The sequence below is a fragment of the Tenacibaculum holothuriorum genome, from assembly GCF_002120225.1.
GTDB lineage: Bacteria > Bacteroidota > Bacteroidia > Flavobacteriales > Flavobacteriaceae > Polaribacter > Polaribacter holothuriorum.
Genome location: NZ_LAPZ01000006.1, coordinates 1 through 21,157 on the forward strand (window position 1 = coordinate 1; position 21,157 = coordinate 21,157).

16 protein-coding genes and 1 pseudogene are annotated in these 21,157 nt (G+C 32.7%); 7 read left to right on the plus strand and 10 right to left on the minus strand.

Going from position 1 to position 21,157, the window contains the following annotated elements; translation table 11 throughout:
• Window positions 1-70: 70 nt before the first annotated feature.
• The 9 genes from WH52_RS09120 to WH52_RS09160 all read right to left on the minus strand — a co-directional run bounded on the left by WH52_RS09120 (window position 71) and on the right by WH52_RS09160 (window position 9,757).
• Complete coding sequence (locus WH52_RS09120) at window positions 71-1,279, minus strand: bifunctional folylpolyglutamate synthase/dihydrofolate synthase (protein ID WP_086030647.1); 1,209 nt, start codon at window positions 1,277-1,279, stop codon at window positions 71-73.
• A gap of 16 nt (window positions 1,280-1,295) precedes the next feature.
• Entirely contained in the window at window positions 1,296-2,615 is a 1,320-nt protein-coding gene (locus tag WH52_RS09125; protein WP_086030648.1) for a UDP-glucose dehydrogenase family protein, read from the minus strand.
• 9 nt (window positions 2,616-2,624) lie between these two features.
• Window positions 2,625-3,572 (minus strand): Gfo/Idh/MocA family oxidoreductase, encoded by a 948-nt coding sequence (locus tag WH52_RS09130; RefSeq protein ID WP_086030649.1) that lies wholly within the window; start codon window positions 3,570-3,572, stop codon window positions 2,625-2,627.
• 70 nt (window positions 3,573-3,642) lie between these two features.
• Entirely contained in the window at window positions 3,643-4,485 is an 843-nt protein-coding gene (locus WH52_RS09135) for an energy transducer TonB (protein ID WP_086030650.1), read from the minus strand.
• Window positions 4,486-4,520: 35 nt separating this feature from the next.
• Window positions 4,521-4,913 (minus strand): ExbD/TolR family protein, encoded by a 393-nt coding sequence (locus WH52_RS09140; RefSeq protein ID WP_086030651.1) that lies wholly within the window; start codon window positions 4,911-4,913, stop codon window positions 4,521-4,523.
• The gene (locus tag WH52_RS09145; RefSeq protein ID WP_086030652.1) at window positions 4,913-5,602 is read right to left on the minus strand and encodes a MotA/TolQ/ExbB proton channel family protein; all 690 of its coding nucleotides are present in this window, start codon (window positions 5,600-5,602) and stop codon (window positions 4,913-4,915) included. The genes WH52_RS09140 and WH52_RS09145 overlap by 1 nt, the downstream gene beginning before the upstream one ends.
• 132 nt (window positions 5,603-5,734) lie before the next feature.
• Window positions 5,735-7,147: a sodium:proton antiporter NhaD gene (gene nhaD, locus WH52_RS09150; protein ID WP_086030653.1), complete on the minus strand. Its 1,413-nt coding sequence runs from the start codon at window positions 7,145-7,147 to the stop codon at window positions 5,735-5,737.
• Between the two features lie 6 nt (window positions 7,148-7,153).
• The gene (locus WH52_RS09155) at window positions 7,154-8,380 is read right to left on the minus strand and encodes a Glu/Leu/Phe/Val dehydrogenase dimerization domain-containing protein (RefSeq protein ID WP_086030654.1); all 1,227 of its coding nucleotides are present in this window, start codon (window positions 8,378-8,380) and stop codon (window positions 7,154-7,156) included.
• A gap of 264 nt (window positions 8,381-8,644) precedes the next feature.
• Window positions 8,645-9,757, minus strand: coding sequence for an anhydro-N-acetylmuramic acid kinase (locus tag WH52_RS09160; RefSeq protein WP_317041844.1), 1,113 nt, complete (start codon window positions 9,755-9,757; stop codon window positions 8,645-8,647).
• A gap of 35 nt (window positions 9,758-9,792) precedes the next feature.
• Here WH52_RS09160 and WH52_RS09165 point away from each other — a divergent pair, with 35 nt between their 5' ends.
• Window positions 9,793-10,935, plus strand: coding sequence for an acyl-CoA dehydrogenase (locus WH52_RS09165; RefSeq protein WP_086030655.1), 1,143 nt, complete (start codon window positions 9,793-9,795; stop codon window positions 10,933-10,935).
• A gap of 48 nt (window positions 10,936-10,983) precedes the next feature.
• Here the strand turns inward: WH52_RS09165 and WH52_RS09170 are convergent, their stop codons facing one another.
• Window positions 10,984-11,769 carry a tRNA pseudouridine synthase A gene (locus WH52_RS09170; protein WP_086030656.1) on the minus strand — a complete coding sequence of 262 codons (786 nt, stop codon included), beginning with the start codon at window positions 11,767-11,769 and terminating at the stop codon, window positions 10,984-10,986.
• Window positions 11,770-12,142: 373 nt separating this feature from the next.
• On the opposite strand from WH52_RS09170, the gene WH52_RS09175 reads away from it, so the two are divergent.
• The 6 genes and pseudogenes from WH52_RS09175 to WH52_RS14795 form a co-directional block, all read left to right on the plus strand.
• Complete coding sequence (locus WH52_RS09175; RefSeq protein WP_086030657.1) at window positions 12,143-12,481, plus strand: P-II family nitrogen regulator; 339 nt, start codon at window positions 12,143-12,145, stop codon at window positions 12,479-12,481.
• 5 nt (window positions 12,482-12,486) lie between these two features.
• Window positions 12,487-13,719 carry an ammonium transporter gene (locus WH52_RS09180; protein ID WP_086030658.1) on the plus strand — a complete coding sequence of 411 codons (1,233 nt, stop codon included), beginning with the start codon at window positions 12,487-12,489 and terminating at the stop codon, window positions 13,717-13,719.
• A gap of 168 nt (window positions 13,720-13,887) precedes the next feature.
• On the plus strand, window positions 13,888-18,393 hold the full coding sequence (gene gltB / locus WH52_RS09185; RefSeq protein ID WP_086030659.1) for a glutamate synthase large subunit: 4,506 nt from the start codon (window positions 13,888-13,890) through the stop codon (window positions 18,391-18,393).
• 2 nt (window positions 18,394-18,395) lie between these two features.
• Complete coding sequence (locus WH52_RS09190; protein ID WP_086030660.1) at window positions 18,396-19,859, plus strand: glutamate synthase subunit beta; 1,464 nt, start codon at window positions 18,396-18,398, stop codon at window positions 19,857-19,859.
• 9 nt (window positions 19,860-19,868) lie between these two features.
• The gene (locus tag WH52_RS09195; protein ID WP_086030661.1) at window positions 19,869-21,029 is read left to right on the plus strand and encodes a pyridoxal-phosphate-dependent aminotransferase family protein; all 1,161 of its coding nucleotides are present in this window, start codon (window positions 19,869-19,871) and stop codon (window positions 21,027-21,029) included.
• A gap of 23 nt (window positions 21,030-21,052) precedes the next feature.
• Window positions 21,053-21,157, plus strand: a pseudogene (locus WH52_RS14795) (3-hydroxyacyl-CoA dehydrogenase family protein); the annotation flags it as partial.

A 21,157-nucleotide genomic window follows, 5' to 3' on the forward strand; every position in this document is an offset into this window, starting at 1 on the left:
TTAATTGTTTATTGCGGGTGCAAATATATAACTCTTTTAGATATCTGCAATGAAATTTTTCACTTTTTTTCTATAAAACTTCAGCTACTACAAATGTACTTCCCCCTACATAGACTATATCCCCCTCTAAACCTCCCTCTAAAGAACTGATATACGCTTCTTTAACAGAAGAGAAACTATCCCCTTTCAAATGATGCGTTTCACATATTTTTTTCAACTTCTCTACCTCCATTCCTCTTGGGATATTGGGTTTGCAAAAATAATAAGTAGCTTTTTTTGGAAACAACGGAAGAATTTCTTCTAATTTCTTATCAGAAACTACCCCTAAAACTATATGCAAATTCTTATAATTTTCTTTTTGTAACTGCTCTAAAGTATATTTTAATCCTTCTTTATTATGTGCCGTATCACAAATAACTTTAGGATTTTGTTTAAGCACCTGCCAACGTCCTTTTAGATTGGTATTTTTTACAACATTTAACAGTCCGCTCTCAATATCAACTTTTGAAACAGTAAAATTTCTCAGCCTTTTTATAGCTGAGACAGCTGTGGCTATATTCTTCATTTGATAACTTCCTAACAAATCGGTTTTATAATCAACTTTAAAATTTGAAGCAAACATAATTTCAGTACCACACTCTTTAGCTTTTTTTAAGAACACATTTTTCACCTCTTCTTGTTTCTCGCCAATTACAACTGGAACACCTTTTTTTATTATTCCTGCTTTTTCAAAAGCTATTTCAGGTAAAGTTTCTCCTAAAAACTGCGTATGATCTAATCCTATATTTGTAATTACTGAAACTTCAGGATTGATGATATTAGTAGAATCTAACCTTCCTCCCAATCCAACTTCTATAATAGCAATATCAACTTTTTCTTTAGCGAAATAGTCAAAAGCCATTCCTACGGTCATTTCAAAAAAAGATAGTTTTTGTTTTTCTAAAAACTCCTTATTAGCCGATATAAACTTTACTACATGTTTTTCATCAATCTCTTCTCCGTTAATTCTAATTCGTTCCGTAAAGTTTTTTAAATGTGGCGAAGTATATAGCCCTACTTTATAACCAGCCTCTTGCAATATAGAAGCTAACATATGGCTCGTAGAACCTTTTCCATTGGTTCCGCCAACATGAACTGATTTAAACTTCTTTTCTGGATTTCCTAAATGTTTTGCTAACGCAATTGTATTGATTAAATCTTTTTTAAATGCTGTTTTACCTTGACGTTGGTACATGGGCAACTGAGCAAACATCCAATCTAATGTTTCTTGGTAAGTCATTGTGAAATTTGATGTTTTATTTTCCTATTTGAAAATATTCAAATCCTTTTTCTTCTATATTAAATGCGTGATATTGATTTCTTCCATCGAAGATCACAGGAGTATTTAACAGTTTTTTAATCTCATCAAAATCTGGTGAACGAAATTCTTTCCATTCAGTCATCAAAATTAAAGCATCCGCTTTTTTTAAGACTTCATATTTTGATTCTTCATAGATTACCTCAACATCTTGCAAATAAAAGTTTTTAGCATTTTCCATCGCCTCAGGATCATATGCTTTCACCTTCGCTCCTCTTTTTACCAATTCTTTTATTAAATATATTGAAGGTGCTTCTCGCATATCATCAGTTCCAGGTTTAAAAGACAATCCCCAAACTCCAAACGTTAATCCGTTTAAATCCTCTCCAAACTTCTTAATTACTTTATCTACTAGTACTGTTTTTTGCCTATTATTCACATTTTCAACTGAAGTGATTAATTCTGCATTATAACCGTAATCTTTAGCTATGCTTTTTAATGCTCTTATATCTTTAGGAAAACACGCACCGCCATATCCTACTCCTGGATAAATAAAACTATATCCAATCCTAGAGTCTGAACCGACACCTAACCTAACTTGATTTGCATCTGCCCCTACTCTTTCGCAGATATTAGCCATTTCATTCATAAAAGAAATCTTTGTTGCCAACATTGCATTTGCAGCGTATTTCGTCATTTCAGCAGATCTAATATCCATAGTTATAAAACGATCATGGGTTCTAAAAAAAGGACTATACAACTGCTTCATTTTTTTAATAGCTTCTTCACTATTAGAACCAATAACTATCCTATCTGGTTTCATAAAGTCGTTTATTGCAACTCCTTCCTTTAAAAACTCTGGATTAGAAACAACTTCAAAATCAACAGAAATATTTCTTTTATCTAATTCTGCTTGAATAGTTTCTTTTACTTTATCTGCAGTACCAACTGGAACCGTAGATTTATTTATCACTAATACGTTATGGTTTAAACTCTTTCCTAAATTCTTTGCTACTTCAAGCACGTGCTTTAAATCAGCAGAACCATCTTCATTCATAGGGGTTCCTACAGCAATAAAAACAATTTCTGTTTTATGAAGTGCTTCAGCTAACGAAGAAGTAAACCATAGATTTTTATTAGCTACATTATTAGAAATCAACTTTTCTAAACCTGGTTCATGAATAGGAACAATACCTTTTTTAAGATCATTTATTCTATTTTCATTTATATCAACACAAGTCACACTGTTTCCCATTTCTGCAAAACAAGCTCCTGTCACCAAACCAACATACCCTGAACCAACTACAGTTATTTTCATATTACTTTTTTACTTTCTTGTTTTAATCAAGAAAGGATGAGTTTCTCCTAAATTACTAATTTCTTTGTTTCGAATATTATGAACAATTTCTATTGACTGTCTAGCATCATTCAATCCAAAGCCATTACCTTTTAAAATTTCTTGATAGCTTAATGTATGTAAATCTGTAAACCCTCCACTAAACTCAACTTCTTCTCTATCAACTATAATTGAACGAAAAGTTCTTTGACCAACTTCTTTAATTTCTTTCGGAAGCATTTCTTCGTCAACAGATAAAAACCATCTTACTCTGGCTTTTTCAAATTCCAAATACCCCGAAGCTTTATCTTTTTCTCGTAAGTGAACTATATTTTCTTGAACATCTCCAAAAATCCAAGATAGCATATCGTAAAAATGAATCCCGATATTTGTAGTAATTCCTCCTGATTTACTTTCATCCCCTTTCCAAGAAACATGATACCAATTTCCTCTTGATGTTAAATATGTTAAATCAACCTCATATTTTTCATCTCTCTTTTCAGACTCTATCTTCTGCTTCAACTTAATTATACTAGGATGTAATCTTAATTGAAGAATTGTATTAATCTTATTACCTGATTCTTGCTCTATTGCTTCTAAAGCGTCTACATTCCATGGATTTAAAACTAATGGTTTTTCACAAATAGCATCTGCACCTCTTCGTAAAGCCATTCGAATATGTGAATCGTGTAAATAGTTAGGTGTGCAAATACTCACATAATCTAATTGAATGTTTTGCTGTCTTTTTAATTTTTCAATATGACGATCAAAACGTTCAAATTCAACAAAAAAATCGGCATTAGGAAAATAACTATCCATTATACCAACACTATCATTTTTATCTAAAGCAGCAACTAATACATTATTTGTTTCTTTGATTGCTCTTAAATGTCGAGGAGCTATATAACCTGCAGCTCCTATTAATGCAAAATTTTTCACTTAGTAACTTTTATCAACTGTTTGATTAATAAAAAATCGGGGATTAAACTTTAATCAAAGGTAAAGTCTTTTATTTAGAAAGCGAAAATTTATAAATAATCGTTCCTTTTTGTTTTGAAGGTGCTTTATCATCAGCATTCCATTTTGTTTTTAGAGCTGCTTGTTTTGCTGGTTCTAATAAACACGGAGCTGAATTTGTAGTTCCTTTTACTCCTGGAATCGCTTTTATAACCTTACCATTTTTATCAACTTCTATCCTAACCACAACCACTCCTTCTTCTTGGCAATTTGGTTTTTGAATAGGTTTAGACAATGCTTTTCTTCCTGCTAAATTATAGTTTCCACCAGAACCACTTCCTCCATTACCATAATACTTTGATGAACTCGCATCACCAGTTTCTTTACCTTTTACTCCGTCTTTATTATCATCTCCTTCTCCTTGTGAAGCTCCATCTTTTGAATTTCCGTTTAACAAACTATTTAAAGCGTCGGTAGTTGCTTTTGATGGTTTTGGCTTTGGTTTAGGCTTCTCTTTTTTCTTTTCTTCTTTTTTTACAGTTTCTTTTTTTTCTTCCTTAGTCTTTTCAACCACAGGAACATCTTTAGAAGTTTCATCTGTAGCAATATCTTCTTTTATTGTTTCAGAAGGAACCTCTTCATTATTTTGTTCTTGTTCCTCTTCGGTCTCTTCTTGCTCCTCTTGTTCTTGCGACTTAGCTTCAGCTTGCTTTACATTTTCAACTGGCTCTCCTCGACCTACATCAGAATTACCAAAATTAATGGCAAGTCCATACTCTTCGGGTGGATCTAAATATCTCATTCCGAAGTTAAAAACACCGTACAACAACAACAATAAAATTATCATTGTTAACACAGCAGATTTACGTTTATGTTTAGTATCTAAGACTTTCATTTTTATGAGATTCTTAAACAAATTCAGAATGACAATCACTTACCTTTTACAGCAAGAATCATTTTTAATTTATTTTTATTTGCGATATCAATTACCTTCATAATATTTTTATAAGGCACATTTTGATCTCCTCTAATTACTACAGTTTTCTTTTTATCACTTCCTACTTTTCTCAACAATTCTCGTTCCAAACTAGTAGCCTTCACTTTTGTTTTATCAATATAAAAAGAAGAATTGTTGGTAATTGTTACAGCAACTGAAGTCTTATTTTCTGTTTTACCACTTGCTTTTGGTAAAATTACATCAATAGCACTTACAGTAACTAAAGTGGATGTTAACATAAAAAATATTAACAATAAGAAAACAATGTCGGTCATTGACGACATATTAAAGTTTGGATTTACCTTATTTCTACCTCTTAAGTTCATTATACTGGTTCATTTAATAAATCTAAAAACTCAACAGACTTCGCTTCCATTTGATACACAACTTTATCTGTTCTTACTACCAGATGATTATATGTAATGTAAGCTATAATTCCTACAATTAAACCTGCTACAGTAGTTGTCATTGCCGTATACAAACCATCAGATAACATTTTAATATCTATCTGCCCTCCTGAGTTTGCTATTTCATGTATTGCTACAATCATACCAATTACAGTTCCTAAGAAACCAATCATAGGTGCAGCACCAGCAATTGTTGCTAACACCGAAACATTTCTTTCTAATTTATACACTTCTAATTTTCCTGCATTTTCAATAGCCGTATTTATATCTTCTAAAGGCTTCCCAATACGAGACACTCCTTTTTCTATTAATCGAGCAGTAGGTGTTGAAGCATTTTCACACAACGCTTTTGCTGCGTCTAATTTCCCATCAAGAACCAAATCTCTTATTTGATTCATAAAGTTTTTATCAACTTTTGATGCTGCTTTAATAGCAAAAAATCGCTCAAAATAGATATAAAGAGCCACTGCTAACAACACAAATAAAATTGCTATAATTATTTGCCCTCCTAAACCACCATCCATAATTAACTTATAGATCGACAAAGTTTTTTCTTGAGACGCAGCTTCTTCTAACAACTCTTTATTTTCTTGAAAAAATGCTAACATATTAATAGTATTGTATTTGTATTGTAACGACTTATTTTTTTGAAAATTGTTTTCTTTTACAAGTATAAAAAAGTCTTCCTCAATAACAATGATTAAGGAAGACTTTATTATATATTCTTTTTACTCTTTTGTTTATACGAAAGTTCTCATTACCATAAAAGCTAACGAACCAGCAACAAACCCTACTAGAGCCAACCAAGATATTTTCTTTAAATACCAGAAGAAATCTATCTTTTCCATACCCATTGCTACAACACCAGCCGCAGAACCAATAATTAACATCGACCCTCCTGTACCTGCTGCGAATGCAATAAAATGCCAAAGTTCGTTATCAATACCCTCAGAGAACATTCCTAAAGATGCTGCTACTAACGGTACATTATCAATAACTGCTGAACCAACCCCTAATAACATTACTACTAAGTCAGATACTTTTGTTCCAGCTAATTCAGTTCCCATTAATGGAATATTCTCTTTTAATGATTGAGCAAAACCAAATAAGATACCTAAAGATTCTAACGCAGCAACTGCCATTAAAATACCTAAGAAAAATAAGATACTTGGCATTTCAATCTTAGATAATGAATGATGTACTGGACTATGATGTGCGTGTGCATCGTGTTCAGCATCTTCTTCACTACCTTCCATACTTGTTAAAGAGAACTTTGTTCTACTATATATTTCAGCAAACGTAGCTACAACTGCTAATGATAACATCATACCAACATATGGAGGTAAATGTGTTACTGTTTTAAATATAGGTACAAAAACAATAGCTCCTAAACCTAAGTATAACATCGTTGCACTATGAGGATTCGTTTTTTTATTCTCATTTTCATTTGAATCTGATTCAATTTCACCTTTGAATGCTGGCAAGAAAGAAGCTATAAATGTTGGTAATGCCATACATATTACCGATGGAATAAATAAGTAGATAAATAACATTGGTGTAGTTACTTTTTTACCAATCCATAACATAGTTGTAGTTACATCTCCAATTGGAGACCAAGCTCCACCTGCATTTGCCGCAATAATAATTAAACCTGCAAACCAAATACGATCTTCTCTAGTTTTAACAATTTTCTGTAAAATAGAAATTAATACAATGGTAGCAGTTAAGTTATCAATAATTGCTGATAAGAAAAATGCTAAAATTGCAAATAACCAAAGTATTTTTTTCTTACTCTTTGTTTTAACATAACCTTTAATAGTAGAAAAACCATCGAAATAATCGATAATCTCTACAATAGTCATTGCTCCTAATAAAAACACTAAAATCTCACAGGTTTTACCTAAATGATGTAATAATGTTTCTTCCATTAGATGCATTTTCCCATCATGATTCATAGCTGTATAAGCATCCGTTAATAATGAATGCTTTCCAGAATCAAACCATTGAGAAAAACTATCAACTCCCAACGCTACCAATGCCCAACATAAGGCCATCATACCTAACGCTGGTATAAGTTTATCTAATTTTAAATTATGTTCTAAAGTAATTGCTAGATAACCTAGCACGAAAATCAAAATAATTGCAGACTCCATAGTTTATTATATCAATTCTTTAAGCGCTATTTCAAACGCAGTTTCACTAATTCTTGTTTTTGAAGCACTCTTAGCAAAAGTTCTTTGTAGTGCTTTTTTTATTGTATTTGATGTATCTTCAAAAATAGCTTCGTCACTCATTTCTACTCTTCGCTCCATAAAGTAAGCAAAAACACGAGCCATTCCACAGTTAGAAATAAAATCAGGAATTAAACTAACTTTCTTATCAGTATCTTCCATAATTGGTCCGAAGAAAATTTCTTTATCAGCAAACGGAACATTCGCTCCACATGAAATTACTTCTAAACCAGTATTAATCATTTTATTAATTTGATCTTGCTGTACTAATCTTGAAGCTGCACATGGCGCAAAAATTTCGCAAGGTAAATTCCAAATGCGAGTATTCATTTCTTCAAAAGGAATCATGTTTTTAGCAACCAACGTATTACCGTCTTTGTCTAAAAACATTTCTTTGATTTCCTCAAAAGAAAATCCTTCTTCATTAATCACTCCACCTTCTCTATCTATAATTCCAACAACTTTAGCTCCCATTTGCGCTAAATAATATGCTGCTGCAGAACCTACATTTCCAAAACCTTGAACAATAGCTCTTTTACCAACTACGCTTCCACCATAAATATCATAATAATGTTTTACAGCTTCTGCCACCCCGTAACCTGTAATCATATCGGCTACCGTATATTTTCTAGTAACACTAGGTGATAAATTCTCATCTTCTAACACCTTAATTACTCCGTGACGTAACTGACCAATTCTATTAATTTTATCAGCTTCGGTTGGTTTAAAATGTCCGTTAAAAACTCCTTCTTGCGGATGCCATACTCCACTATCTTCTGTAATTGGAATTACTTCATGAATTTCATCTACATTTAAATCTCCTCCTGTACCGTAATAGTTTTTCAACAATGGAGCAACCGCTTTATACCAACGCTCTAACACTCCTTTTTTACGAGGATCGTGCGGGTCAAAATTAATACCCGACTTTGCTCCTCCAATCGCTGGACCAGACACCGTGAACTTCACTTCCATAGTTTTTGCAAGCGACATTACTTCGTATTTATCTAATCCTTTACGCATACGAGTTCCTCCTCCGGCAGCACCTCCTCTTAAAGAGTTTATAACCGTCCAACCTTCAGCTTCAGTTTCTGGGTCTTTCCAATTAAAAACTATTTCTGGCTGCTTTTCTTCGTATTTTTTTAATAAATCTTTCATTTTAAATTTTATAGATGAGTTCAACTTTAATTGTTTTCTTTTTCATACTTCGAGTTGTCTGACAATTTATCCCCAGCGGGGAAGCTAAAGCTGATTCATTTTACTGTAGTTTTAGTATTTAGTTGTGATTTACAAACTTACCATAAATATATATATTATGCACGTAATAAATTTAACAACACACAAAAACTCGGCTAAAATAAAAAGGAAACTTTAAATACTAAAAAAGTTTCCTTGGTTTTTGTTAATTTTAACATATAAGAATTAATTTTTCTTTGGATAAAAAATCATTCCTGAACTATGATTTCTTTTTGCTCCTGTAACTGACTTCAAACAATTCACCTGATTTTCAATACGTAACAATCCCAAAAAAGCAAAAATCAATGCTTCTTTATAATCTATAAGTTCATTATTTTGTAAAATAATCTCTCTATTCAAATAATACTTTATTCTATTCATTAAATATGAATTATAAGCTCCACCTCCTGTAAAAAGTAGCTTTCCTTCTTTTAAAATTACTTTTGAAATTTGATAAGAAGTATGCTCCACTACAGTAGCCAATACATCTGGAATCTCCAATTCATATTTATCTATTAGAGGAAACACAACTTTTTTCACCCATTCTAATCCTAACGATTTTGGTGCTTTTTTCTTATAAAAATCTAATTCATTGAGCACATTCAATAATTCTTTATTTACTATTCCAGCTGCAGCTAATTCACCATTTTTATCATATTCCTTTCCTATTTTTCTACAATAATGATTCATTACAATATTTACAGGACAAATATCAAACGCTTTTCTTTTATTATTTTCTTTATAAGAGACATTTGCAAAACCTCCTAAATTAATGCAGTACTCATACTCTGAAAAAAGCAATTCATCTCCTATCGGAACCAAAGGCGCTCCCTGACCTCCTAAAGCAACATCTTGTGTTCTAAAATCACAAACTATTTTACACTTGGTAATGTTCGCTATTTCTTGACCATTACCAACTTGTAGTGTAATTCCTTTATTAGGCTGATGTAAAACTGTATGCCCATGAGAAGCTATAAAATCTATTTTATTGATATTGTTCTTTTCAATAAACCTATTAAGAGTTTCACCTAATAATTTCCCATAAGAAACATCTAATTTCTTTAGCTCTTCATTAGACCAATTAATCGCTTCTTTTAATCTACCTTGCCATTCATTTGAATACGAAACAGTTTCAGCTTTTACAATTTGAAAATCTTCATATTTTTCTTTATTGAATTTTACATACACCAAATCTATTCCATCGAGTGAAGTTCCCGACATTAAACCTATAGAATAGCTAAATTTATCTTGCATAAAAGTCTTTTGAATATCTGATACTAAAGAAGTATCTTTGAGCACATTTTTTACGAATTTAACAAAATATTTAATAGATAATGGATTTTAATCTTACCGAAGAGCATTTAATGATTCGTGACGCAGCTCGTGATTTTGCTCAAAACGAATTATTACCTGGAGTTATTGAAAGAGATGAAAAACAAGAATTCCCTAATGAATTAGTTCGAAAAATGGGAGAACTTGGTTTTATGGGAGTTATGGTAGATCCTAAATACGGAGGAAGTGGAATGGACACTATTTCTTACGTGTTAATTATGGAAGAGTTATCTAAAATAGATGCTTCTGCCTCTGTAATGGTTTCTGTAAACAACTCATTAGTTTGTTACGGTTTAGAAGCTTACGGAACTGAAGAGCAAAAGCAAAAATACTTAACTAAATTAGCTACTGGTGAAGAAATAGGTGCTTTTTGTTTAAGTGAACCAGAAGCAGGTTCAGATGCTACATCTCAAGCTACAACAGCAGAAGACAAGGGAGATTACTATTTATTAAACGGAACAAAAAACTGGATTACTAACGGTGGACGTGCTGGAGTATATTTAGTAATTGCTCAAACTGATAGAAGTAAAGGACATAGAGGTATCAATGCTTTTATTGTTGAAAAAGGAATGGAAGGTTTCCACATTGGTCCTAAAGAAGATAAATTAGGTATTCGTGGTTCTGATACTCATACCTTACAATTTAATGACGTAAAAGTTCCTAAAGAAAATAGAATTGGAGAAGACGGATTCGGATTTAAGTTTGCAATGAAAACTTTATCTGGTGGTCGTATTGGTATTGCTGCTCAAGCTTTAGGAATTGCTTCTGGAGCTTATGAATTAGCTTTAAAATATTCTAAAGAGCGTAAAGCTTTCGGAACTGAAATTTGCAACCACCAAGCTATTGCTTTTAAATTAGCAGACATGTATACTGATATTTCTGCTGCCCGTCATTTAATTATGGAAGCTGCATGTGATAAGGATGCTGGAAGAGATTATACACGTACTGGTGCTATGGCTAAATTATACGCTAGTAAAGTAGCGATGGAACATACTGTTGAAGCTGTTCAAATTCACGGTGGAAACGGATTTGTAAAAGAATACCACGTAGAGCGTTTAATGCGTGATGCAAAAATTACTCAGATTTATGAAGGAACTTCAGAAATTCAAAAAATTGTTATTTCTAGAAGTCTTATAAAAGAATAGTTTTTTAACTACTTATAAATAAAAAACGCATCGAATGATGCGTTTTTTTTATAATTTAAAGTCAATCTTATGTAAATGCAAACCAGAAGCTGGAGCTATGGTTTTTAAAAAATCTATTTCACTATCTCCATCAATACTTCTTTTTATATATGCTAAGTCGTAATTTCCTTTACCTAACTCTGCTAAGGCTCCCATTATTAAGCGTATTTGATTTCTCAAAAAACCTTCTCCTTTTACAATTAGCATATAACTTTTCTTCGGAAAAAAAGAAGCCGTCAATTCAGTATTCTCTACTATTTTACAAACCTCAATAGATCTATTCACCTTTGTTTCAGGAGTTGGTTTGGTACAATAATGAATAAAATTATGGTGTCCTTCAAAAAGTTTTGCTCCTTGTTTCATTAAATCAATATCCAACTTATCTAAATAACCAATTAAAAAAGGTGCACAATAAGGATGATTCTTTTCTCCGTGTGAAAAATAAAATCGATATTCTTTTATTTTTGGAGATTGAATAATGTTAAATTCAGGATTTGTTATAGCTTCAATAGCAACCACTCGAATATCAGCAGGCGAATTTATATTAAACGATTCAATAAATTTTTTAGCATTTACCTCCTCATCTATAAACAACTGAAAAACATAATCGGTAGAAGATACTTTAGCATCTGTTCTACCTACACCAATACTTTTTACTCGAATACCTTTAAAAACAAACTTTAATGTTTTGTCTAAAGCCCAATGCACCGTTTTTAAATTAGGTTGTTTTTGCCAACCATGTAATCGAAAACCTAAATACTGAAACCTAACTAAGTAAGAAAATTGATAACTCATTAGGTCAAAAATACAACAAACACCTATTTAATTCTTTTTTAAAAGGGTACAAAAACATTAAAAACCACTATATCAAAACATTAAAAAACTACTTTTTTTTCAAAAACTGCATTTTTACAGAAAATTCATTTTTTGAAAACAATTTTGAACACCCCTAATTTTTACAAGGTTCAAAACACTTATTTTTATTATTTTAAGATTTTAACCCTCCTTTTTTTAACACCTTTTATTTTTGCAATACAAAAAAACCACTACACCCCAATTCAATATTTGTTTTTCTCATTCTTTTAGATATAAATTTGTAACTCAACTCATTAAAAAAGTTAAGTAGTGTTTTAAAACCACTTTCATCTAAAAAAACAACAAATCTTATATGAAAAAAATTGAAGCAATAATTAGAAAGTCGAAATTTCTTGATGTTAAAAATGCTCTACATGAAGTCGGAGTAAATTTCTTCTCATATTGGGATGTAACTGGCTTAGGTAATGAAAAAACGGGCACAGTTTATAGAGGCGTTTCATACAGCACTAGCGATATACAAAGAAGATACTTATCTATTGTTGTTAATGACAATTTTGAAGAAATTACAATTAAAATAATTCTAAAATCAGCTGCAACAGGAGAAATTGGAGACGGTAAAATATTTGTTTCTGAAATTAAAGAATCTTACAGAATAAGAACTGGTGAAAAAGGAAATAACACTTTAAACTAATTACTATGGAAAATACTTTTATAATCAATAATGTTTGGATGATGCTTTGTACCGCTTTGGTGTTTTTTATGCATTTAGGTTTTGCTTTTTTAGAAATAGGGTTAACACGTCAAAAAAACACAATTAATGTTCTGTTTAAAAACATATTTATTATTACCATAGGATTGCTTTTATATTTCTGTGTAGGATTCAACTTAATGTACCCTGATAGTTTTAATGGATTTATCGGTTTCTCAGGTTTTGGTTTAGAAGCTCCTTTAACAGCAAACGGCACTCTCGATTTAAATTATAATCAAGGCTATACATATTGGACAGACTTTTTATTCCAAGGAATGTTTGCTGCAACTGCTGCCACCATAGTTTCTGGTGCTGTGGCAGAACGCATAAAATTAGGTCCATTTATGTTATTTGTTATCATATATGTTGGCTTTGTATATCCTATTGCTGGATCTTGGAAATGGGGCGGTGGATTTTTAGATAAATTAGGATTTTACGACTTTGCAGGTTCTACCTTAGTACATTCAGTTGGTGGTTGGGCAGCTCTAGTAGCAGTCTGGATTTTAGGCCCAAGAATTGGAAAATTCGACAATTCAGGAAAACCTTTAGTTATTTTTGGTCATAACGTTCCGTTAGCAACTGCAGGAGTTTTAATACTATGGTTAGGTTGGTTTGGTTTTAATGGTGGCTCTGTACTTTCTGCAAATCCTGAATTAACTTCAATTACCTTAGTTACAACCTGTTTAGCGGCTGCCGCAGGAGGAATTTCTTCTTTTTTGACTTCAACAATACTTTATAAAAATTACGATTTAACCATGTTTTTAAACGGAATTTTAGGAGGATTAGTTGGTATTACCGCTGGCGCAGATGTAATGTCTCCTATGAACGCAATTGTAATTGGTTTAATAGCAGGAATAATAATTGTACTTGCTGTAGCCTTAATAGATAGGCTTCAACTAGATGACCCTGTTGGTGCCATCGCTGTACATTTAATGTGCGGGGTTTGGGGAACTTTAGCAGTAGGCATTTTAGGAAAGATGGCAAGTTTTAATCAATTTTTAAATCAATTGATAGGAATTTTAGCCTACGGAATCTTATGTTGTTTAACCTCATTTCTTATTTTCTTTTTAATGAATAAAACAGTTGGTATTCGAGTATCTGAAAAAGAAGAATTAGAAGGTTTAGATTTACATGAACATGGAATGAATTCATATTCAGACTTTAGAATGAATGAACATTAAATTTTAAAATTTAAATTAGAATTTGATATTTTCACCCCCTTGTTTTTAATTATTTCTAAAAAAATGTATTGAATTTTTATTTTCATTACATTTTTTTTATTGTTTTTGGTTTTTAATTGAATAAAAAATAACTTTATCAAGATTTAACTAACAAAAACATAATTAAAAATGGATAGTCAAGGGTTATATTTAAAAGAATTTGAACGAGATAATTGTGGAGCTGGTTTTATATGTAATTTACATGGAAAAAAATCGCACACTATAATTCATAACGCCCTTGAAATTTTAGTAAAGCTAGAGCACAGAGGTGCTGTAAGCGCTGATGGAAAAACTGGAGATGGAGCAGGCATTTTAATCGATATTCCACACGAATACTTTAAAAGAGTATGTGAATTTGACCTACCAAACGAAAGAGAATATGCAGTGTCAATGGTTTTTCTTCCTAAAAAGAAAAATCAGTTTGACTATTGTAAACAAGTATTTGAAAACGAATTACAAAAACAATTAGTAACAATTTTAGGATGGAGAGAAGTTCCTGTAGATACTTCTAATTTAGGAAATATTGCTGCAAAATCAGAGCCTAAAATCTATCAGTTGTTTGTTAGTAAAAATACTGAGTTAACCGATCTTCAGTTCAATGCAAAATTATATGCTGCACGAAAAATAGCAGAACATATTGTTGGTAAATCAAAGCTATCGCAACGGAACTTTTTTTACATCCCAAGTTTTTCAACAACAACTATTATTTACAAGGGACTTTTAATTCCAGAAGATATTGGAAGGTATTATACCGATTTAACGCAACCAGATGTGGTAACAAGATTAGCACTAGTTCATCAGCGTTTTTCAACAAACACCTTTCCTTCTTGGGATTTAGCACAACCGTTCCGTTACATGTGTCATAATGGAGAGATAAATACGTTACGAGGAAATGTAAGTAGAATGCGTGCCAGAGAAGAATTGATGAAAAGTGATCTTTTTGGAGACTCTTTAGAAGAATTATTTCCTATTGTTTTAGAAGAAAAATCAGATTCTGCTTCTATGGATATGGTAGTAGAATTGTTATTAATGACGGGGCGTTCGTTACCAGAAGTAATGATGATGATGGTGCCAGAAGCATGGGAAAAAGACACAACCATGTCTGAAGACAAAAAAGCATTTTACGAATTCCATTCTTGTATTATGGAACCTTGGGATGGTCCTGCATCAATTCCTTTTACAGATGGAAATTACATCGGAGCATTATTAGATAGAAACGGATTAAGACCTTCTCGATATACGGTTACAAAAGACGGATATGTAATTATGGCTTCTGAAACGGGAGTTGTGGAAGTTACTCCAGAAAATGTAGTAAAACATGGAAGATTAGAACCAGGAAAAATGTTTCTAGTCGATATGAGTGAAGGTAAAATAGTAGAAGATCAAGAAATTAAACAACAAATTGTTTCAAAATATCCATATAAAGAATGGGTTGAGCAACATTCATTACCACTAGCAAATATTCCGTACACAAATAATCTAACTCCAATTGAGCCTACAGATTATTCAACAAGATTGAGAACTTTTGGGTACACTTTCGAAGATATTACAACAATTATCAATCCGATGGCAGTTAAAGCGAAAGAAGCCATTGGGTCAATGGGAACAGATACTCCGTTAGCAGTTTTATCTGACAAACCCCAACTGTTATACAATTACTTTAAACAATTATTTGCTCAGGTAACCAATCCTCCTTTAGACGGAATTAGAGAAGAAATTATTACCGACATTAGCTTAGCAATTGGTGGAGACAGAAATATTTTTGACATTATTCCAGAGCAAGCTAAAAAGCTAAGAATACAAAATCCGGTAATATCTAATAACGATTTAGATAAGATAAAAAACATCAATCACCCAGATTTTAAATCAATTTCAATTCCTATCCTTTATCAGATAGAAAAAGGAGTAAACGAATTAGAAAAGGTGTTAAATAATATGTTGGCTATTGTTGAAAAAGCGATTGACAATAATGCAAATATTATCATTTTATCAGATAGAGGAGTTACCGAAAAACTTGCGCCAATTCCAGCATTGTTAGCCTGTTCTTATTTACATCATTCACTAAATAAAAAAGGAAAACGTTCACAATTCGGTATTGTAATAGAAACTGCGGAAGCTAGAGAGCCACACCATTTTGCTACACTATTTGGTTACGGAGCAAGTGCTATTAATCCGTATTTGGTAAATGAAATAATCAGAAAAGAAGTAGCCGAAGGAAATATCAAAGATATTAATGCAGAAAAAGCAGTTCAAAATTTCAATAAAGCCATTGGAAAAGGGATTTTAAAAATTATGAACAAGATTGGAATTTCAACCTTACATTCCTACAGAGCTTCTCAAATTTTTGAAATACTTGGGCTTAAAAAATCATTTACCGATAAATATTTTCCATACACACCATCGAGAATTGGTGGTATCGGATTATATGTTTTAGAAAAAGATATTACTAAAAGACACAAAACTGCATTTACAAAAACTGAAGTTGAAAATGTATTAGAACTTCCTATCGGAGGAGATTATCGTTGGAGAAGAAATGGAGAAAATCATCTGTTTAATCCAAATTCGGTAGCTAAATTACAGCAAGCTGTTCGACAAAAAAGTAAAAAAAGCTATAAGGTTTATGCAGAAAACGTAAACAATCAAAGCAAGCGTTTGATGACAATTAGAGGATTGTTTGAATTTAACAATCTCGATCCTATTTCTATAGATGAAGTTGAACCTTGGACAGAGATTGTAAAACGTTTTAAAACAGGAGCTATGTCGTATGGCTCTATAAGTCAAGAAGCACATGAAAACTTAGCACTTGCCATGAATCGTATTGGTGGTAAAAGTAACTCTGGTGAAGGAGGTGAAAATATTGCTCGTTTCGAAACCATGCCAAATGGCGATTCTAAAAACAGTGCCATCAAACAAGTAGCTTCAGGTAGATTTGGTGTTACCAGTAACTATTTAACCAATGCCAAAGAGATACAAATTAAAATGGCACAAGGAGCTAAACCTGGTGAAGGAGGACAATTACCAGGAGAAAAAGTACTTCCTTGGATTGCCGAAGTGAGAAACTCTACGCCTTATGTGGGGTTAATTTCACCACCACCACATCACGATATTTACTCTATTGAAGATTTAGCACAATTAATTTACGACCTAAAAAATGCCAATAGAGAGGCTCGTATTAATGTAAAGTTAGTATCTAAAGTTGGTGTGGGTACTATTGCTGCAGGTGTTGCCAAAGCCAAGGCAGATGTAATTCTCGTTTCGGGTTTCGATGGAGGAACAGGAGCTTCTCCATTAACCTCATTAAAACATGCAGGTTTACCTTGGGAACTTGGTATTGCAGAAGCACAACAAACTTTGGTATTGAATAACTTAAGAAACAGAGTTGTTTTAGAATGTGACGGACAGTTAAAAACAGGTCGTGATGTTGCTATCGCTGCTTTATTAGGAGCTGAAGAATTTGGTTTTGCAACTGCTCCATTAGTAGCCTCGGGTTGTATAATGATGCGTGCTTGTCACTTAAACACTTGTCCTGTGGGGATTGCAACTCAAGACCCAGAATTGAGAAAAAACTTTAAAGGTACACCAGAACATGTCATTAACTTTATGTATTTCGTTGCTGAAGAGTTGCGAGAAATAATGGCTAAATTAGGATTTAGAACACTAAATGAAATGATTGGTCAGGTTCATAAGATTGATCCTAACAATGCTATCGACCATTATAAAGTTAAAGGAATCGATCTAAGCGCTATTTTACATCAACCAGAAAATAGTGGGAAATTATTGTATAATACCGATAAGCAAGACCACCAGTTAGAAAATGTTTTAGACATCAAGATTTGTACAGATGCAAAAGAAGCAATTCAAAATAGAATTCCTGTTACGTTAAACTATGTTATTAAAAATACTAACAGATCAGTAGGAGCCATTGTTTCTAATGAAATTTCTAAGGTTCATGGAGAAAAAGGATTGCCAGAAGACACGTTAAATCTAAATTTCAAAGGGCCTGCAGGTCAAAGTTTTGGAGCATTTGCAACCAAAGGAATTACTTTAACTGTTGAAGGAGAAACAAATGATTATTTAGGAAAAGGACTTTCGGGAGGAAAAATCATTATTAAAAAACCTACAAAATCTGATTTAAATGCCGAAGAAAACATCATTACAGGAAATGTGAGTTTCTACGGAGCAACTGCCGGTGAAGCATATATTAACGGAATAGCTGGTGAACGATTTGCAGTAAGAAACTCAGGAGTTATCACAGTTGTAGAAGGTGTTGGAGACCATGGTTGTGAGTATATGACAGGAGGAAAAGTAGTAATCCTTGGTAAAACTGGACGAAACTTTGCTGCGGGTATGAGTGGAGGAATTGCCTACGTGTATGATAAAAAAAATGAATTCGTCAATCAATTATGTAATAAAGAAATGGTAGACCTTGAAGAGTTACAGTCTCAAGATCTTTCAGAATTAAAAGATTTAATTGAAAATCATGTAGCATATACAGAAAGTAGTTTAGGAAAAAAGATATTAGATAATTGGACCTTTGAAGCTCCGAATTTTATAAAAGTCTTTCCAAAAGATTACAAAAAAGCGCTAGCAAGATTAGAAAAAGAAAAAACAAACGTTGAACAATTAACTGCATAATTATGGGACAATTAGGAGGCTTCAAAATTCATAAAAGACAAGACGAAACAAATACAAAAATAAAAGATCGATTAAAAAATTACGAAGAGTTCACTGTTCCTGTTCCATCTAATGATGCAACAAAACAAGGTTCTCGATGCATGGACTGCGGAATACCGTTTTGTCATAGTGCATGCCCATTAGGTAATTTAATTCCAGATTTTAACGATCTAGTTCATAAAGGAGAATGGAAAAGAGCATTAGAAATATTACATGCAACCAATAATTTCCCAGAATTTACAGGAAGATTATGTCCAGCTCCATGTGAAAAAGCCTGTGTTTTAGGAATTATAGACCAACCTGTTTCTATTGAAAATATAGAAAAAATGATTGTTGAAAAAGGTTTTTCTGAAGGTTGGATTGTTCCAAAACCACCACAAATAAGAACTAATAAAACTGTAGCAGTTATAGGCTCAGGACCTGCAGGTTTAGCTACAGCACAACAATTAAATAGAGCAGGTCATAATGTAACTGTTTTTGAGCGTGACGATGCTATTGGAGGATTATTGCGTTACGGAATTCCAAATTTTAAACTAGATAAAAAAGTTATCGACAGACGTGTCGCTATTTTACAGCAAGAAGGAATTGTTTTTAAAACCAATATCAATGTTGGAGTAAATTACTCGGTAGAAAACTTACATAATTTTGATGCAGTTGTTTTATGTGGAGGAGCAACAGAGCGCAGAAGTTTACCTATAAAAGGAATAGATAGCAAAGGCGTTGAGCAAGCGATGGATTATTTAACACAGCAAACAAAAGTATTATACAATTCAGAATTTGAAGAAGAGCAGATTCAGGCAACCGATAAGCATGTTATTGTTATTGGAGGAGGAGATACAGGTTCTGATTGTGTAGGTACCGCAAACAGACAAGGAGCAAAATCGGTTACAAATTTCGAAATTATGCCGAAACCACCTCAGTCAAGAAGTGAAAAAACTCCATGGCCTTTTTGGCCACTTCAGCTAAAAACTAGCACTTCTCACGAAGAAGGCTGTGACAGAAATTGGCTGATAAACACCAAAGAATTTATCACGAATGAAGAAGGAGAACTTACAGCATTAAAAACTGTTGAAGTAGAATGGAAAACAACTACTAATCAACGGCCACAACTTGTAGAAAAACCAAATACTGAAAAAATTTGGGAATGCGATTTAGCATTATTAGCTTTAGGCTTTACTGGCCCAAAATCTAGTTTGGCAGAACAGTTAGGAATTGAGCGCGATGCACGTTCTAACTATAAGGCCGAATATGGTAAATATCAAACGAATGTACCTAACATCTTTACAGCAGGAGATATGCGTAGAGGACAATCATTAATAGTTTGGGCAATTGCCGAAGGAAGAGAAGCCGCTCTTGAAGTAGATAAATGTTTAGAAGGAATTTCTAACTTACCAACAAAAGGGAAAAACGATTTATTAAGTGCATAAAACACACAAATGAAAGGTAGAAAATTATTGATGATACCTGGTCCAATTGAGTTTGAACCAGCAGTATTAAGAGCGATGGGAGAAGTAACAACAAGTCATGTTGCTCCCAATTTTATTGAGTCTTTTGGTAATGCTTTAGACTTAATGCAAAGATTATGGTTAGCACCTAATGGGCAACCATTTATCATTGCAGGTAGTGGAACTTTAGCTATGGACATGGCTGCTTGTAATTTAGTCGAAGAAGGAGAAAATGCTTTAGTTATTTCTACAGGGTATTTCGGATGGCGTTATAGAGATATTTTAGAAGCTTACGGTGGAAATGTTACTGTTTTACAAGCCCCAATTGGAGAAACGGTTCCTTTAGAAGATATTGAAAACGAATTAAAGAACAAGCAATACAAAGTCGTTACAATGACACATGTAGATACTTCTACAGGTGTTTTTGTAGATCCACAACCAATTGCTGCCTTGGCTCAAAAACACAATGCTTTATCTATTCTTGATGGAGTTTGTGCTACTATTGGTGAAGAAACTAAACAAGAAGAATGGGGAATAGATGTCGTGTTAACAGGTTCACAAAAAGCAGTTGGAGTACCTCCAGGGTTAGCCCTTTTAGTAGTTTCTCAAAAAGCGATGGATACTTGGAGAAATAGAAAAACTCAAGTAAGAAGTTACTATTCTGATTGGAAATATTGGTTACCAATTATGGAAGCTTATCAAAATAGAAAACCATCTTACTTTGGTACACCTGCAGTAAATTTAGTTCGTGCTTTAGAAGTAAGTTTAGAAATTATTAATAAAGAAGGAATCGAAAATCGTGTAGCTTCTCATAAAAAATATGCAGATGCCTTTAGGAAAGCAATGAGTTCTATCGGATTAAGTATCATTCCTACTTCAGATGGAATTGCAGCCAATACATTATCTGCGGTTTATTATCCAGAAGATGTGAATGGTGGAGATTTTTTAAAGTATATGAAAGAATACGGAGTAATTGTTGCAGGAGGATTACATCCAGATATTAAAACAAAGTATTTCCGTGTAGGACACATGGGAACTATTCACAAAGGGGATGTTGTAACTACTATTAGTGCTATTGAATATTCATTAAATAAGTCCGGTTACAAGTTCGAAAACGGAAAAGCCTTGGCTACATTTCAAAATGAAATATAATTAAGCTCTTTTTAATAATACGTAAGGGCTTTAAAAACCCAAAGCACGCACCAATATCCATTATTAGTAAATATGGTTACAGCGGGTAAATTAGGAGTTAAATCTGGTGAAGGATTTTACGATTACTC